We start from the raw sequence: 15,194 nt of genomic DNA, 5'->3' as shown, positions 1-15,194 counted from the left end.
TCCGCTTTCATCAGGGTGATGTCAGATTCTGCTCAAAGGCTTCATCAAAAGCATCCGATCGCGTAACAAAACCGGCGGACCGATAGGTAGCGACAACAGATGCCTCAGCTCTGATGGTATCAGATGTCACTGGCGCGGGGGTGGCAATAAGTTTTTCAGCAACAGAAACGGCCACATCGTCAGGAATTCCGGTCTGTCGGGCCAGTATGTGGGCATACTCTGCCTGATGCCGGGTACCCCACTCATAAGCAGCCGTCATACGCCGATAAAAATCCACCAGATGGGCGCGCTTGTTTGTCAGAGCCTCCGTGCTGGCCACAAAGAAACTGTTGTTCGGCATCAGGTCAGCGGCATCGGCCACGACATGTCCATGCCCGGCGACAACAGCAAGGGAAACATAGGGCTCCCATGTGGACCATGCATCCACACGTTGGGTATCGAGCGCCGCTTTGGCCTGGGCAGGAAGAAGGAAAACGATTTTTGGCGCCGGAGCGGGAATAGCCCCCGTAGCGAGCAGACGCAGCAGCAGCAGATGACCTATGGACCCTCGGCCAGTGGCAATTCTCTTGCCCGACAACTGGGCCGCACTGGTGATGGAAGAACCCTCCGGCGCGACCACTGCGGTCGCCTTGCCGCCGCCACGGGGAGGAATCAGCCACGTTGCCCGAATGGGTAACCCCGCTCCCCACGCGAAGATGAAGGGGCCGTCGCCAGCGATTCCCGTATCCACGGCTCCGGCTCCAAGAGCCTGAAGGAGCGGTGCCGCCGCTTCAAATTCCACCCAGCGGATATGATAGGGCACGTCCTTGTCCACGCCTGACGCCTGCATCAGGGCTTTCTGCTGCCCCTTCTGGTCCGCCACTACCAGTTCGTCATCCGCCCAGGCCGAGGTGACAGGAAATGTGCCGATAATCAGCGTCAGCATGGAGATCACGATGTAAAGGTGGAGCGCCCTGAACGGACGGCTTGGTGCTATCTGCTTCATTCCCAAAAACCACCACTTAATGTCGCACAATTCAATTAAATCACACAAATGAATGATATGAAAATATTTCACCTTATATGAAGGTGTAAATATGGAAGAGTGTGCTCACTGAAATAACGAGAGCGTGGAGTCACCAGACCATGTCAGGCGCAATCCAGCACAGCACCACCCCTTCCCTAACCCGGTTTGCCATCCCTTCTGTCACCACGTTGTCTTCTCCCCGAAGAAACTGGCTTGGAAGAGTGCCTTACCGGAATGTCGCCCGTTATCTCTCTCCCCTGCTGATGATCCTGTGCTGGCAGGCTGCCTGCTCCACCGGCCTGCTTTCCACCAGACTGGTCGCGTCTCCGATCCAGATATTGGGCACCGGCTGGAGCCTTGTTCAGGACGGCACTCTCTCGACCAATATGGGTGTCTCCCTTCTTCGTGCCGCTGCTGGCCTCTCTCTCGCCCTTGTGGCGGGAATCAGTCTCGCCCTGATTTCCGGCCTGTCCCGGCTTGGCGAAAACATTGTTGACGCTCCGCTCCAGATTTTTCGCACGCTGCCCGTGCTGGCGCTTGTTCCCCTTTTCATTCTCTGGTTCGGCATCGGAGAAACGCCAAAGATCCTTCTGGTGGCTCTTGGTTCCACGTTTCCAATCTATCTCAACCTTCACAAGGGCATCCGTTCGATCGACCCCAAGCTGCTGGAGATGACACGCACCCTGCGCCTGTCGCGTAGCCAGACGATCCGCGATGTGATCCTTCCGGGCGCTCTGCCCGATCTGCTGGTCGGCGTCCGTTTTGCAGTCGGCATTTCATGGCTGATGCTTGTCGTGGCTGAGCAGGTCAACGCTGACAGTGGTATCGGACACATGATGATGGATGCACAGGACTTTCTGCGCACCGACATCATCTTCGTAGGTCTTGCCATCTACGGGCTTCTCGGACTGATCTCTGACCAGTGCGTGCGGATACTGGAACATCGGGCGCTGGTCTGGCGTCCTGCTCATGCCCAGCGGCCGGGGAACATCGGATGAACTACATCTCTTCTCTGGCTACAGTGGCTACTGATCTCCAGCCGGCAGTCAGTGTGCGCGGTCTGAGCCGTCGCTTCGGAAATGGTTCTCCCGTGCTGGATAAACTGAATCTGGATATTGCCCAAGGCGAGTTTGTCGCCCTGCTTGGCCGGAGCGGTTCGGGAAAATCGACATTACTGCGCGCGCTCTCAGGACTTGACCCTGTCAGGGAAGGACAGATTTCCTGCCCGCAGGAATCTGCGGTGGTGTTTCAGGAAAGCCGCCTCCTGCCATGGAAAAAAGTCTGGCAGAACGTAATGCTCGGAAAAGCTGGCGCGACACGTTCTGACGCACGCCAGGTTCTGGAGGAAGTGGGACTTGGACATCGCACGGACGCGTGGCCACTGACCTTGTCCGGAGGAGAAGCTCAACGTGCCGCACTTGCACGTGCACTCATTCGGGAACCGAAATTCCTGATGCTGGATGAGCCGTTTGCCGCACTGGACGCGCTGACACGTCTGCACATGCAGAATCTGGTGTCAGCCCTCTGGCAACGTCACAAAAGCGCGGTGCTACTGGTAACACATGATGTGGACGAAGCGCTTCTGCTGGCGGATCGGGCGGTCGTGCTTGAAAAAGGACATATCCGGGCTGAAGTATCCATTTCGCTCCCTCGCCCACGACGCCATTACGATCCCGCTTTTGTGCACTTGCGTTCAGCGCTTCTGAAACATCTTGGTGTTGATGAATAGAAGAAACGGAACAGTGGCGTCATGATCCGAGAGAGGTGTTCAGCGATCTGTGGCATGGCGGTGCCATGCGATATCGCCATTTTGGAACGCTGAAGTATACCGAACAGATCGCGTGGATCGTCGAACTTACAGTCTATCATTCCCAGACACTCAACAGTCTGTATCCCGTGCCGCCTTGCGAAGCTCTTCACACAGCGTGTGTATGATCGGCCGGGCGCCATGCCCCGTAAACTGCTCTATATAATAATTGCCCAGTCCCGGAATGGCCGGAATGGTTTTACAGATTTCCAGCCCAAGCGCCTGCACCAGATTTTCGGACGCAGGCCAGGGCACCAGCGCCAATGCGTGACTTTCCTTGATCATCATGAGCGCAAGAGGCGTTGTATCAACGGATTCAACTGTCAGAGCAGGATCATCAGCCATACCCGCATATCGCGTCAGCAACGTATTCCACCCGACCGCATGAGACCGCACATCCAGCAATCTGAAATCCGTTATGTCACTGGCATCTGTTATAGCCTCAATATCCGACGCCTTGCCAACAACAACATGCGTTATACCCATCAGCCAGCCCGGATGTGAGAGCGTGGACATACCATGATCAAACCGGATCGCGAGATCCGGTTCGGCGTGACGCTGTATGTCCTCTATGATCAGATCAATGCGAACCGACGGATGTGCCTGCTCGAAAGCGACCAGACGACGTGGCAACCAGCTCATGGCCATCAACTGACTGGCAACGAGAGAAATCCGCTCTTCATTTTTTCTGGGAAAAAGGGAAGCCGTCTTCGACTCAATGGCTCGCAAGGACACCTGCACAGTCGGCAGAAACTCGTTCCCCTCCACGGTCAATCGGACCCTGTTGGGACTTCTGACAAACAGCGGCTTTCTAAGATAGGTCTCAAGGGCAAGGATCTGCTGGCTGACCGCAGCCGCCGACATGTTCAACTCACGCCCCGCCGAGGCAAAACTCTGATGCCGCGCCGCCGCATCGAAAACGCGTAGCCAGTTCAGGGACGGAATACGGGATGGCTGCATTCATCAAGCTTAAGCTGAGCTTATGCTTTCTGCCAAGAAAAAATATGTTCCGATATCGCATTTAAAAATCTAATGAAGTTACGTAGTTTTTTGTCATACTCATCAACAGGAAATCATGAATGCCTCTTCGTGCGACCTGTCTTGCGATAGCAGGAATGTTCCTGACATGGTCGGGTTCCAGTCGGGCTGAAGAGTATTCGCGCACACTCACCATCGCCACGGAAGGCACCTATCCTCCCTGGGCTTTTGCAAAACCGGATGGTTCATATGCCGGTTATGAAATGGATCTTGTGAACATTCTCTGCCTGCGCATGAAGGTAACGTGCCGGGTTGTGACGCAGGACTGGAACGGCCTGATCCCCGGACTGCGCGTCGGGCAGTACGACGCCATCATCGCTTCAATGGGCGTCACGGAAGAGCGCAGCAAGGTCGTCTCTTTTTCCATTCCCTATACACGCGCACCCAATGGCTTTCTGACAACAGCCACCGATCCATTGGCGCATCTGCCATACGGGGAAAGTTCTTTCGATCTCACGCAGGAACCACAGACAGCACGATCGGCGCTGGACGCCCTGAAAGCCGCCTTTGCTGGCAAGGTGATCGGCGTTCAGACCGGGTCAACAGCCGCCGTCTTTGCCGAAGCCTATCTTCAGGGGCTGACAGTCCGGGAATATCCTTCTTTCGAGCAACTTGGTCTCGAACTCGCGGCCGGACGCATAAACATCGCAATTGCCAACGTCACAACTTTCAAAACCCTTATGGAAGCGGCTCCCAAGGGCTCCCTCGTGATGACGGGTCCGACATTTTCCGGCGGCGTTCTCGGGTCAGACACAACCAACATGGCGTTCCGTCCCGACGATGACGCCCTCCGCAACGCTTTCAATGCCGCACTTGCTTCCGTCAACAGGGACGGCACGAACCAGGCCCTGTCTGAAAAATGGTTTGGCACGGATATTTCGATCCATGACTGAAAAATTCTGAATATTCCGATAGATTTTCTCACGGACACCGTCCGGTCACGCTTCCTCATTCCGATTGCAGAGTTAAGATGTTTTCTCCCATCGCACCACTCACGCACAGCATAACGGTTTATCTGGATGACCAACCGATCTCCGCCAGCAAAGGGGAAAGCGTTGCCGCCTGTCTGCTGCGCGCTGGTGTCCCATTCAACCGACTGACGCCCGTGTCCGGCGCGCCCCGTCTGCCTTATTGCATGATCGGTCAGTGCTTCGACTGTCTGGTGGAAATTGACGGCATCGGCAATCAGCAGGCCTGCCTGACAATCGTCCGCGACCGCATGCGGGTCCGTCGTCAGAATGGTGCCGCCATCGCTCTGGAACACTCCGCACAATGACGCAGGCAACCGACATGCGCCCCTCCGTGCCAATGGATGCTGACATCATCATTGTGGGATGCGGCCCGGCAGGCATGACAGCCGCCATCGAACTGGCCGAAGCAAACCGCTCGGTCATCGTTCTGGACATGCAGCCGACACCGGGCGGTCAGATCTTCCGCAATCTGGAAGACAACATTTCTCAACAGAGCTCTGACAGACAGGCGCTGCTTGCTGCACTTGGTCCTGCCTACCGCGCCGGAGCGGACCTGATCCGACGGTTCCGCGCCAGCTCACGCATCGACTATCGCCCCCTGACAACCGTGTGGGAGGTTCGACCGGATGGAACCGTGGGATGGCTGCGTGGGATGGACGCAGGCTACCTCCGTGCCACCACTGTCATTCTGGCCCACGGCGCAATGGAACGACCCGTGCCTTTTCCCGGCTGGACACTTCCCGGCGTCATGACGGCGGGGAGCGTCCAGACACTCCTGAAAGCGGGCAATCTCAAGCCGACTGGCAATGTCGTTCTGGCAGGAACAGGCCCTTTGCTGCTGTTGCTGGCGACACAGCTTCACAAGCTGGGCGTGAAACCAACTCTCATTGCACGCACCGACCGTTTTTCCGATGGTCTGCGGGCTATGCGTTATCTACGCAGGAATGGCCTTCTTCCAGTGGTCAAGGGACTGGGATGGCTGGCACAGCTGAAACGCTCAGGCGTGCGCATGACGTCCGGTGTGTCTGACCTCGCCGCAGAGGGTGAACGGAAAGTCGAGGCTGTCAGCTTTACGGTCAAAGGGCGGAGAGTGCGTCAGCCCTGCGATCTGCTGGTCGTGCATGACGGCATCGTGCCCGCTATCGATATTCCCAATGGAGCCGGTCTGGCTTTGCAATGGGATCAGACCAACGCCAGCTGGCGTCCGCGCACAACATCGGACGGTCTCGCCTCATCCGCCTTGCCGCCTGACCTTCAGCCGGAGCGCTGCGTTGTCCGCATCACGGGTGACGCCAGAAGGATCGGGGGAGCAGAGGCCACCATTGCGCATGGACGACTGACAGCACAGGCCATTCTCGCCGAACTTCGCAAAGGAGATGGCATCTCCAGCAAGAGTCAGCAGGCCGTTGACAGAACCCTGTCCGTCCGCCCCTTTCTGGATGCAGCTTTCCCACCGGGTCTGTCCGCCAAACTGCCGGACGACAACACAATCGTCTGTCGTTGCGAGGAACTGACCGCCGGCGCTCTACGCGAGAAAATCCGCGCCGGATTTGGCAACATGGACGCCCTGCGCGGTGAAACGCGGTGCGGCATGGGGCCCTGTCAGGGACGCAACTGCATGATCACCGCAGCACGCCTGATCGAGGAAGATCGCGGTGCCTGCGGCTCCACGCCACCGGTTTTCAGGGGACGACCTCCGATACGCCCCCTCCCACTAGGGGCACTCGCCGGTCTGACCGGTCTGGACCCCAGCGCGACCGAGCTGCTCACACTGGAAGACAAGCCTGAACATGATGTGGAGGCGACGAGCGATGTCCCGGCAGAGTGAAACCGCCCTTATCATCGGTGCCGGGCTTCAGGGCTGCTCGATCGCGCTGTTTCTGGCGAGAGCCGGATGGAACGTCACGCTGCTCGATAAAAATGTCGCGGGCCGACACGCTTCCAGCGTCAACGCGGGCGGGTTGAGAATGCTGATGCGCGACTGGCGGGAATACCCTCTCTCGCAGCGCGCCATGGAACACTGGGTGCATCTCGACCGACTGGTCGGAGAAAAAGCTGCTGATGCCTGTGAGGTTCGCCTCGGGGTCAGCCAGATCGGCCTTGCGCTTGATGAGGCCGAAATGTCATGGGCCGTTGGCCGTGCTGAAGACATGAAAAAGCGCGGGCTTGGAGAAGAAGAGCTTCTTTCACGCGAAGACGTACGTACCCTGCTTCCCGGCGTCTCGGAGAACGCCCTTGGCGGTCTCATCTCCCGACGGGATGGTCACGCCAATCCGGCCGCCGCCACACGCGCATTTCGGGAAGCTGCCGTCGCGGCGGGTGCGCGGATCGTGGAGAATTGCCGCGTGTTGGGACTGGAGCGCGTCCGGGGTGGAGGATGGCGGGCGGAAACATCGTTTGGCCAGCATGAAGGCGGCGTTCTCATCAACTGTGGTGGCGCATGGGGTGCGCGGGTGGCGGCGATGGCCGGACAGACGCTGCCGCTCAAGACCGTCGCGCCGTCGATGATGGTCACGGCACGGACACAACCGTTTCTCACGCCCGTCGTCATCGGCATCGACAGGCCGCTCTCCTTCAAGCAGAGCGCTGTCGGATCGCTGGTTATCGGTGGCGGCATTCTGGGAAAGCCCTGTCCCGATCAGGATACATCGTTCACGGTCATGGACCGCATGCCGCAGAGTGCAGCCGCGACACTCGAAGCCTTTCCGGCGCTGGCGCATGTGCCGGTCCTGCGGACTTGGACCGGGCTGGAAGGCGCAACGCCTGACGGTATTCCCGTCATCGGTCCCGGTCAGGGCACGCCAGATCTCTGGCATGTTTTCGGCTTCTGCGGACATGGATTCCAGCTTTCTCCAGCTGTTGGTGAGGCTGTCGCCAAATCCCTTGTCAGCGGCACCCTTGAAGCCACGCTGGCTCCCTTTGACTGCGGACGCTTTGCCTCCAGAGTGGCCGCATGAATACTTCGTCCCTTACCCTTGTCGGTTTCGGGCCGGATGGCTGGGGCAAACTGCTGGTCATCGCGGCTGGCCTGACTCTGATCGCCGCTTTGTGCAGCTTTGCGATCGGAGGTCTGCTGGGTACTGCCGGAGCCGCATTGAAACTGTCATCCACACCCATCCTGCGCTGGATCGGCACTTTCTACACAACCGTATTGCGGGGAATACCTGAAATACTGGTTGTCTATCTCTTCTATTTCGGCGGCTCGCTGGCACTGATCCACCTCATGCATCTGGCAGGTTTTCCGGGGTTCTTCTCGCTGCCATCCTTCGTCATCGGGGTTATCGCCATCGGCCTGGTCTCGGGTGCCTATCAGACCGAAGCCTATCGCAGCGCGTATCTGCGTCTTGATCGAGGCCAGATCGAAGCCGGTAAAGCCTGCGGCATGAGCCGACCTGTTCTTCTGTGGCGCGTCATCGCTCCCCAGACGCTCCGTTTCGCTTTGCCCGCACTCGGGAACATCTGGCAATCCGTCCTGAAGGAGACCGCGCTGCTGTCCATTATCGGTCTCGTGGAACTCCTGCGGCAATCAACCATCGCTTCCGGCGCGACCCGACAGCCGCTTCTTTTCTATGGCACCGCCGCGTTGCTGTATCTGCTCATGGGGCAACTCACGGGTTTCGGAATCAGGTCCGTTGAAAAACGTCTTGGCCGATGCTGGGAGCGATAGAAATGGACTGGCCATTCCTTGCTCGCACAGCAGGGGAACTTCTGACCGGCGTTCCCCTTACCCTCCAGCTGACCGGCATCGCGCTGTGTGCAGGATTTGTCCTTGCCGCGAGTGTCGCCGCGCTAGCGCACAATCGGCTTGCTCCTTTGCGCTGGCTGGCGCGTCTCTATGTCGGGCTGTTTCAGGGAACACCCCTGCTGGTCCAGATCTTCATTATATATTACGGCTTCGGACAGATCGAATATCTGCGCTCCTCTTTCCTGTGGCCATTTCTGGCACAGGCCTACTGGTGCGCCATTCTCGCGCTGTCCCTGAACACTTCCGCCTATGGGGCCGAGATCATTCGTGGCGCCATCGCAGCGGTTCCCCGGAACGAGATCGAGGCCGCACAGGCCATGGGCATGTCCGGTTTCCTGCTGCGTCGCCGGATCATCTGGCCGCAGGCCCTGCGCTATGGGCTCGCGAATTACGGCAATGAAGCGATTCTGCTGCTCAAGGCCACCTCCCTCGCCAGCGTCATCACTTTGATGGATGTGACCGGCATTGCCTACAGACTGGTTTCGAAAACCTACCGATCCGAGGAGATCTTTACCATTGCCGGCATGATCTATCTTTCACTGACCTTCGTGATTGTCGGCTGCGTCCACATGCTGGAACGCTGGCTTCTTCCCCGCAACCGGGTCTGACCCACGCAAACGATCTTATTCGGAGTTTTCATGGAAACGACCCAGCCACACATCATACCGGCCAGCGCTACCACGACTGCACCGGTCATCACGACGCGACAGTTGACCAAGCGCTATGGCGCGCTGGAAGTGCTGCGCGGCATTGATCTCGATGCGCACGAGGGTGAAGTCATTTCCATTCTGGGCGCATCCGGTTCCGGCAAGTCGACTTTCCTGAGATGCCTCAATCTTCTGGAGATCCCCACCAGCGGCTCTCTGACTGTTCTGGATGAAAACATCAGATTTCGTCAGCAGGGGAACGAACTGCGTATTGCCGATCAGAAGCAGGTCAACCGGTTGCGGTCGCAGGTTGGCATGGTGTTTCAGAACTTCTGTCTGTGGAGCCACAAGACGGTTTTGCAGAACGTGATGGAAGCGCCGATCCACGTTCAGGGGCGAAACCGGCAGGAAGTCAGGGATGAGGCGCAGAAAGCCCTCGACCGCGTCGGCATGCTGAACCGTGCTGACTATTACCCCAGCCAGCTTTCCGGTGGACAGCAGCAGCGCATCGCCATTGCGCGAGCCCTCGTCATGCAACCGCGTGTGCTGCTGTTCGACGAACCGACCTCAGCACTGGACCCGCAGCTGGTGGGAGAAGTCCTGAAAGTCATGCAGGATCTGGCCGCAGAAGGCCGAACAATGCTGATTGTGACACATGAAATGGCTTTTGCACGGGATGTCTCAAGCCGGATCGTTTTTCTGGAGCAGGGCACAGTGCGAGCGCAGGGAACGCCACAGGCCCTGTTTCAGGGCGGCATGGACGAACGATTTGACCAGTTTGTCAGCCATTTCATGCGCAAGACCTGACATACTGAATCGAGAGAGAGACGGACAGGCCCGGCTTGTCCGCATTTAGCGGTCAGTGACCATGAACAGGAAAAGGAAATGATATGAAAACATGCCAGATTCTGGGCATCCCGACACAGAGCGGAACATCCGAACGAGGATGCATCATGGGCCCTACGGCCTTTCGCATCGCGGGCCTGCCGGAAATTTTGCAAAATCTTGGATGGGAAGTGACCGATGTGGGTGATGCAGTACCCGCGCAGCCTCCCGCCGTCAGTCACCCCAATCCCGCCGTGCGCAATCTGGATGCGATCATAGCGTGGACTGAAAGCGTGACCCGCCGGGCCTACGAGATGGCCAGCACATGTGATCTGCCGATTTTCCTCGGTGGCGACCATTCCATGTCTGCGGGCACGATCCCCGGCGTGGCGTGCAGGGCGCAGGAACTGGGCCAGCCGCAATTCGTGCTGTGGCTGGACGCTCACACCGATCTGCATACCCTCCACACGACCACAAGCGGCAATCTGCACGGCACGCCTGTCGCCTACTTTACGGGACAGCCCGGCTTCGAGGGTTTCCCGGTTCCCGCCGCTACCGTCGATCCGCGCAATGTCTGCATGATGGGTATCCGCTCGGTCGATCAGGCGGAAAAACGCCATGTCGCAGCCATCGGTATGACCGTCTTTGACATGCGCACCATTGATGAACAGGGCATCGTCGCACCGCTGAACAGTTTTCTTGATCGTGTCAGACACGCCAACGGTCGTTTGCATGTCAGTCTCGACGTGGACTTTCTCGATCCCGAAATCGCACCTGCCGTCGGCACGACCGTCGCCGGAGGCGCAACATTCCGGGAGGCGCACCTCATCATGGAAATCCTCCATGACAGCGGCCTCGTCACCTCTCTGGATCTGGCGGAACTCAACCCGTTCCTCGACGTACGGGCCAAGACGGCACGTCTCATGACCGATCTCGCAGCAAGCCTGCTGGGCCGACGCGTTCTCGAACACAAGACAAGGACTTATTGATATGTCGTCCTCTGCTCCTGCACCCTCACACCTCGCCTTCGTGCCGTTCGTCTCGGTTGAGAACATGATGGCGCTTGTGCATCGCATCGGCATCGACACATTCCTGCGGGAACTGGCCGACTACCTTGAGGCCGACTTCAAACGGTGGCCGGAATTCGACAAAACCCCGCGTATTGCAGCGCATTCCGCTGAAGGCGTCATTGAACTGATGCCGACAAGTGACAGCAGCCTTTATGGCTTCAAATATGTGAACGGCCATCCGAAGAACATGAAGGAAGGACTGCAGACCGTAACAGCTTTCGGTATGCTTGCTGATGTCAGCTCCGGTTATCCCACTCTTCTCTCGGAAATGACCATCCTGACAGCCCTGCGCACGGCCGCAACGTCCGCCATGGCGGCCCGGCATCTGGCCCCAGCCAATTCACGCACAATGGCCATTATCGGAAACGGCGCGCAGTCGGAATTCCAGGCCATCGCGTTCCGTGAACTGGTCGGCATCCGCGCTCTGCGTCTTTATGATATTGATCGTACCGCTTCGGAAAAATGCGCTCGTAATCTGGCAGGCATGGGTTTTGACATCACCATCTGCGACACAATCGAAGTGGCTGTAGAAGATGCGGACATCATCACGACCGTCACCGCAGACAAGCAGTGCGCCACGATACTGACCGACAATATGGTCGGCGCGGGCGTTCATATCAACGCTGTCGGAGGCGACTGCCCCGGCAAGACCGAACTCCATCGGGACATCCTGTTGCGGTCCTCCATTTTTGTCGAATATCCGTCACAGACCCGTATCGAAGGCGAGATCCAGCAACTTCCGGAAGATCATCCCGTGACCGAACTCTGGGAGGTCATCGCAGGAAAAACAGCAGGACGGACAGGGAAAAGCCAGATCACCCTGTTCGATTCAGTCGGTTTTGCAATCGAGGATTTCTCGGCGCTCCGCTACGTTCGCGACAAGCTGGAAGAGACCGGATTGTTTGAGAAGCTGGACATGGTGGCGGATCCTGATGATCCGCGCGATCTGTTCGGCATGCTTCAGCGTTCCAAAATGGCGGTCGCATCCTGACCATCAAGAAGTGATTCAGGCTGACTGCATGATGGCCTGTGCAGTCAGCCTGACAACAAGCGAGCCGATTCACGCCTCAAAGCTGGAGCCTGACAGGACTTCGCCACACTGATGGGAACATCAACACTTTTTTGAAAAACAAGAATATTCTTAATCTAACACCACCCAATTTCTATCCTTCCATGGCGCATCGGCTTCACATAACGGATGCAAAACCGCGGAAGCAATCCAGTGAAGAAAAACACAGTTACGTATATCGACCGTAAGCTAGCCTTACGCTTGCTATCAAGAAAAAATACATTCCGATATCGAATTAAAAAATCTAAAAAGGCTTCATAGATCTGATACAACAAACGCAATGAGAAAAGCATGAACATCTTTTCGAACGCTATAGGTGAAACCAAAATACAACTTCAAAATCTTTACAAAATCAGAACAATTTAAAGGTGTTTCTACATAGCCCGGATATCTATGGAAGATGCCGATTCCACGCAAAAGGCATGATGTATTTTTATAAAAAACATAAAAACTACAAAATACAGAACAATAAAATAGAATCCAAAATGAATACAGGAACAACAAATCCGAACAATTCCCTCAACAAAAATGGTGACCTGATCATCTGAAACGCAAAAGACACATACACCCTCACTAATCCACAGCCACTCAACCGAGCTCCATTCAACCCAGAAATCGGTCCAAGCAGGAATGAAATAGGAACACTCTCATGAAATCATATTTTTTACGTCATTCCTCCCGTCTTCTGGCTACAGTTCCAGCATATATTGTGCTGCCGACCCTCCCCTGCCTGCTTCTGGCATCGACATCGTCTTTGGCTGCAACAGCAACAACTGTTACCGGTTCTCAACCGGTCGATGCAAAACATGTTGCCGCAGGACGCACACGCACTCTCTCCACGCAGCATCATCCGAAAGCGATCGCGCATAAGGGCGAGGCTGAACAGATAAGGGTCACCCGTTCACGGGCGCAGCGTCATCTTTCTACTCCAGGCACAGTCAATGTGATCAGTGGCAAGGAGCTTCGCTCTCTTCACCTTGAAAGCCCAAAGGATATCGCAGCATTTACGCCAGGCGTGACGGCAACTAACGCCGTTTCTGGTTCGGCTCCGATTTTTTCCATTCGCGGTGTCGGTCTTGATGACTATGTCGGCACCAACATGGGTGGAATCGGCATTTATCTGGATGGTGTATTCGCTCCCTTCCCCGTGTTCTATACGGGGCAGATGCTTGATATCGACAGTGTCGCCACGGAAAAAGGTCCACAGGGCTTTGACATGGGTCGCAGCACCACTGGTGGCAGCATCAATATCCAGTCAGTAAAACCCTCTGACAAGTTCGGCGGTTATGCGGAATGGGGTTACAGCAGCTATAATACCAATCGCGGCCGTTTCGCCATCAACACTCCCATCACCAGCAAAATATCCAATCGACTGGCTTTCAATTACGTAAATGGTGATGGCTGGCAGAAAGATATCAATACAGGCAAGCGCTATGGTGCGCAGGATCTTCTGGCCATTCGCAATCTGACAAAATTTGAAGTGGATGACACATCGTCCGTGCTGCTCAACCTGCATTACACACGTGACAAAGGCACCTCTACTTCTCCGCAGGATCTGGGACCGGTATCCAAAGGCGATACAGGCCTGCATCCGGCGGCCAACGCCGTAAGTGCAGGCAACACATCCGGACAGAGAAACGAGAACGGTGGCGGTCTTTCTGTCAATTATACGAAAGAGTTCAATTTCGGAACATTCTCATCCACGACAGCGATCGATTTCTATCGTCGCGATGATACCGATAATTATGATGGCTCAGCCCTGCACATTTCCGATTACAGATGGAATGATACAGCCATTGTACAGTCCCACGACATGCATTTGCGTATGAAACTGGCAAAGATCTTCCATCTTACCGTTGGTGTTTTCGAATCTTACGACAAGATTGACGGCGACTATACCAGCCTGCGTCTGCAATCCAGCAGCGCGATCAATCTGAACAATCATTTTTCGCAGCAGAACCTGTCCACAGGCGTTTACGTCAATACAGTAACCAACATAACCAAAAAACTGGATTTCATCGCCTCGGGTCGTTTCTCTTATGATGAGCGTGGCTTTAACGGTGGTTCCCGATATTCGGCCATCGCTTCCGACAGCCCAAGACTTTTCGCCCCTTACTATGCGCAGGTCGGCGACGCCCTAACCGGTGTGAATGCGCGCCATGAGTATCATCGCTTCACCGGTCGCGTGGGGCTACGCTACAAGATTGCACCAGATACTTACGCCTACGGCACAATTTCAAACGGATACAAGGCAGGCTCATATTTTGCGGCCCCTGTTCTAGCGGCCGGCGCCCTTGATTACGTCAAGCCGGAAAATCTGATCGCTTATGAAATCGGTATCAAATCCTCCCTCTTCCATAACAAACTTATGGTGGAAGGCTCCCTATTTGATTACGAATATCATAATCGCCAGACACTGTTTTTTGCGCCGATTACACCAACTGCAAACTCCCTGACGCTTGGCACCATTCCTCGTGCCCGCACACGCGGTGGTGAACTTTCCACAACATTACACAACCTTGTACCCAACCTCGATCTCCGAGGCTCTTTTGCCTATCTTGATGCACGAGCCAAAAGTCCGGTCAACTACATCAATGGACTGTCTCTTGACCCACCGGTAACACGTAATTCGTCACTCCCCTTTTCCCCTCGCTTCTCGTGGAGCGCGGTCACACGCTACAATATTAATGTGGATCGTTATCGGGTCACACTACAGGCCAGCTACACATGGAAAGACAACATGTGGGCAGCATTGGGCGATAATAATGCCAAGACCAGCAAGATCAGTTCTCTGGGTCTGCGCATGGAATTCGGCCCTCAAACGGGAAAATGGAATGCTGCTGTATATGTCGACAACCTGCAGAATAGAAAAGGCAATACCTATTCGTTTACCGGAAGTGACAACAATCGTATCCAGTATATCCAGTCACCCCGCTGGATTGGCTGCGAGCTTCATTACAACTTCTGAGAACATGCAGTAGCGAATGAAACGACGGTATAAAGTTTTGATCTGGCA

Annotated in this window: 14 protein-coding genes; 12 read left to right on the top strand and 2 right to left on the bottom strand. The window is 56.0% G+C overall.

Annotated features, from left to right (window positions below; genetic code table 11):
• Positions 1–10 precede the first annotated feature (10 nt).
• Positions 11–985 carry an ABC transporter substrate-binding protein gene (locus tag EMQ_RS11520; RefSeq protein ID WP_010667949.1) on the bottom strand — a complete coding sequence of 325 codons (975 nt, stop codon included), beginning with the start codon at positions 983–985 and terminating at the stop codon, positions 11–13.
• 284 nt (positions 986–1,269) lie between these two features.
• Between EMQ_RS11520 and EMQ_RS11515 the strand changes: the two genes are divergently transcribed.
• Positions 1,270–2,004 carry an ABC transporter permease gene (locus tag EMQ_RS11515; RefSeq protein ID WP_187326315.1) on the top strand — a complete coding sequence of 245 codons (735 nt, stop codon included), beginning with the start codon at positions 1,270–1,272 and terminating at the stop codon, positions 2,002–2,004.
• Positions 2,001–2,735: an ABC transporter ATP-binding protein gene (locus EMQ_RS11510; RefSeq protein WP_018307980.1), complete on the top strand. Its 735-nt coding sequence runs from the start codon at positions 2,001–2,003 to the stop codon at positions 2,733–2,735. The genes EMQ_RS11515 and EMQ_RS11510 overlap by 4 nt, the downstream gene beginning before the upstream one ends.
• Before the next feature lie 150 nt (positions 2,736–2,885).
• Here the strand turns inward: EMQ_RS11510 and EMQ_RS11505 are convergent, their stop codons facing one another.
• Positions 2,886–3,773 carry a LysR family transcriptional regulator gene (locus tag EMQ_RS11505; RefSeq protein ID WP_010668055.1) on the bottom strand — a complete coding sequence of 296 codons (888 nt, stop codon included), beginning with the start codon at positions 3,771–3,773 and terminating at the stop codon, positions 2,886–2,888.
• 119 nt (positions 3,774–3,892) lie between these two features.
• Here EMQ_RS11505 and EMQ_RS11500 point away from each other — a divergent pair, with 119 nt between their 5' ends.
• The 10 genes from EMQ_RS11500 to EMQ_RS11455 all read left to right on the top strand — a co-directional run bounded on the left by EMQ_RS11500 (position 3,893) and on the right by EMQ_RS11455 (position 15,146).
• Entirely contained in the window at positions 3,893–4,744 is an 852-nt protein-coding gene (locus tag EMQ_RS11500; RefSeq protein WP_010668056.1) for a transporter substrate-binding domain-containing protein, read from the top strand.
• Between the two features lie 77 nt (positions 4,745–4,821).
• Complete coding sequence (locus EMQ_RS11495; protein WP_010668057.1) at positions 4,822–5,127, top strand: (2Fe-2S)-binding protein; 306 nt, start codon at positions 4,822–4,824, stop codon at positions 5,125–5,127.
• Positions 5,124–6,650 carry an NAD(P)/FAD-dependent oxidoreductase gene (locus EMQ_RS11490; RefSeq protein WP_010668058.1) on the top strand — a complete coding sequence of 509 codons (1,527 nt, stop codon included), beginning with the start codon at positions 5,124–5,126 and terminating at the stop codon, positions 6,648–6,650. Before EMQ_RS11495 ends, EMQ_RS11490 begins: the two co-directional genes overlap by 4 nt.
• The gene (locus EMQ_RS11485; protein ID WP_010668059.1) at positions 6,634–7,779 is read left to right on the top strand and encodes an NAD(P)/FAD-dependent oxidoreductase; all 1,146 of its coding nucleotides are present in this window, start codon (positions 6,634–6,636) and stop codon (positions 7,777–7,779) included. The genes EMQ_RS11490 and EMQ_RS11485 overlap by 17 nt, the downstream gene beginning before the upstream one ends.
• On the top strand, positions 7,776–8,489 hold the full coding sequence (locus EMQ_RS11480) for an ABC transporter permease (protein ID WP_010668060.1): 714 nt from the start codon (positions 7,776–7,778) through the stop codon (positions 8,487–8,489). The genes EMQ_RS11485 and EMQ_RS11480 overlap by 4 nt, the downstream gene beginning before the upstream one ends.
• A 2-nt stretch (positions 8,490–8,491) precedes the next feature.
• Complete coding sequence (locus EMQ_RS11475; RefSeq protein WP_231367939.1) at positions 8,492–9,175, top strand: ABC transporter permease; 684 nt, start codon at positions 8,492–8,494, stop codon at positions 9,173–9,175.
• Between the two features lie 30 nt (positions 9,176–9,205).
• Positions 9,206–10,021 carry an ABC transporter ATP-binding protein gene (locus tag EMQ_RS11470; protein ID WP_010668062.1) on the top strand — a complete coding sequence of 272 codons (816 nt, stop codon included), beginning with the start codon at positions 9,206–9,208 and terminating at the stop codon, positions 10,019–10,021.
• A gap of 83 nt (positions 10,022–10,104) precedes the next feature.
• The gene (rocF, locus tag EMQ_RS11465; RefSeq protein ID WP_010668063.1) at positions 10,105–11,028 is read left to right on the top strand and encodes an arginase; all 924 of its coding nucleotides are present in this window, start codon (positions 10,105–10,107) and stop codon (positions 11,026–11,028) included.
• A 1-nt stretch (position 11,029) separates the two neighbouring features.
• On the top strand, positions 11,030–12,100 hold the full coding sequence (locus tag EMQ_RS11460; RefSeq protein ID WP_010668064.1) for an ornithine cyclodeaminase: 1,071 nt from the start codon (positions 11,030–11,032) through the stop codon (positions 12,098–12,100).
• Positions 12,101–12,827: 727 nt separating this feature from the next.
• Positions 12,828–15,146, top strand: coding sequence for a TonB-dependent receptor (locus EMQ_RS11455; protein ID WP_010669078.1), 2,319 nt, complete (start codon positions 12,828–12,830; stop codon positions 15,144–15,146).
• Positions 15,147–15,194: the final 48 nt, after the last annotated feature.

Source organism: Acetobacter aceti NBRC 14818 (assembly GCF_000193495.2).
Classification (GTDB): Bacteria; Pseudomonadota; Alphaproteobacteria; order Acetobacterales; family Acetobacteraceae; genus Acetobacter; species Acetobacter aceti.
Note: the sequence above shows the minus strand (reverse complement) of the source record. Positions and strands in the feature narration are given on the sequence as shown.

Bases quoted from the DNA above. Each gene is read 5' to 3' on its own strand.
- EMQ_RS11495 (WP_010668057.1), top strand. From the start codon at position 4,822: ATGTTTTCTCCCATCGCACCACTCACGCACAGCATAACGGTTTATCTG.
- EMQ_RS11460 (WP_010668064.1), top strand. From the start codon at position 11,030: ATGTCGTCCTCTGCTCCTGCACCCTCACACCTCGCCTTCGTGCCGTTC.
- EMQ_RS11475 (WP_231367939.1), top strand. From the start codon at position 8,492: ATGGACTGGCCATTCCTTGCTCGCACAGCAGGGGAACTTCTGACCGGC.
- rocF (WP_010668063.1), top strand. From the start codon at position 10,105: ATGAAAACATGCCAGATTCTGGGCATCCCGACACAGAGCGGAACATCC.
- EMQ_RS11485 (WP_010668059.1), top strand. From the start codon at position 6,634: ATGTCCCGGCAGAGTGAAACCGCCCTTATCATCGGTGCCGGGCTTCAG.
- EMQ_RS11470 (WP_010668062.1), top strand. From the start codon at position 9,206: ATGGAAACGACCCAGCCACACATCATACCGGCCAGCGCTACCACGACT.
- EMQ_RS11520 (WP_010667949.1), bottom strand. From the start codon at position 985: ATGAAGCAGATAGCACCAAGCCGTCCGTTCAGGGCGCTCCACCTTTAC.
- EMQ_RS11455 (WP_010669078.1), top strand. From the start codon at position 12,828: ATGAAATCATATTTTTTACGTCATTCCTCCCGTCTTCTGGCTACAGTT.
- EMQ_RS11480 (WP_010668060.1), top strand. From the start codon at position 7,776: ATGAATACTTCGTCCCTTACCCTTGTCGGTTTCGGGCCGGATGGCTGG.
- EMQ_RS11490 (WP_010668058.1), top strand. From the start codon at position 5,124: ATGACGCAGGCAACCGACATGCGCCCCTCCGTGCCAATGGATGCTGAC.
- EMQ_RS11505 (WP_010668055.1), bottom strand. From the start codon at position 3,773: ATGCAGCCATCCCGTATTCCGTCCCTGAACTGGCTACGCGTTTTCGAT.
- EMQ_RS11500 (WP_010668056.1), top strand. From the start codon at position 3,893: ATGCCTCTTCGTGCGACCTGTCTTGCGATAGCAGGAATGTTCCTGACA.
- EMQ_RS11515 (WP_187326315.1), top strand. From the start codon at position 1,270: ATGATCCTGTGCTGGCAGGCTGCCTGCTCCACCGGCCTGCTTTCCACC.
- EMQ_RS11510 (WP_018307980.1), top strand. From the start codon at position 2,001: ATGAACTACATCTCTTCTCTGGCTACAGTGGCTACTGATCTCCAGCCG.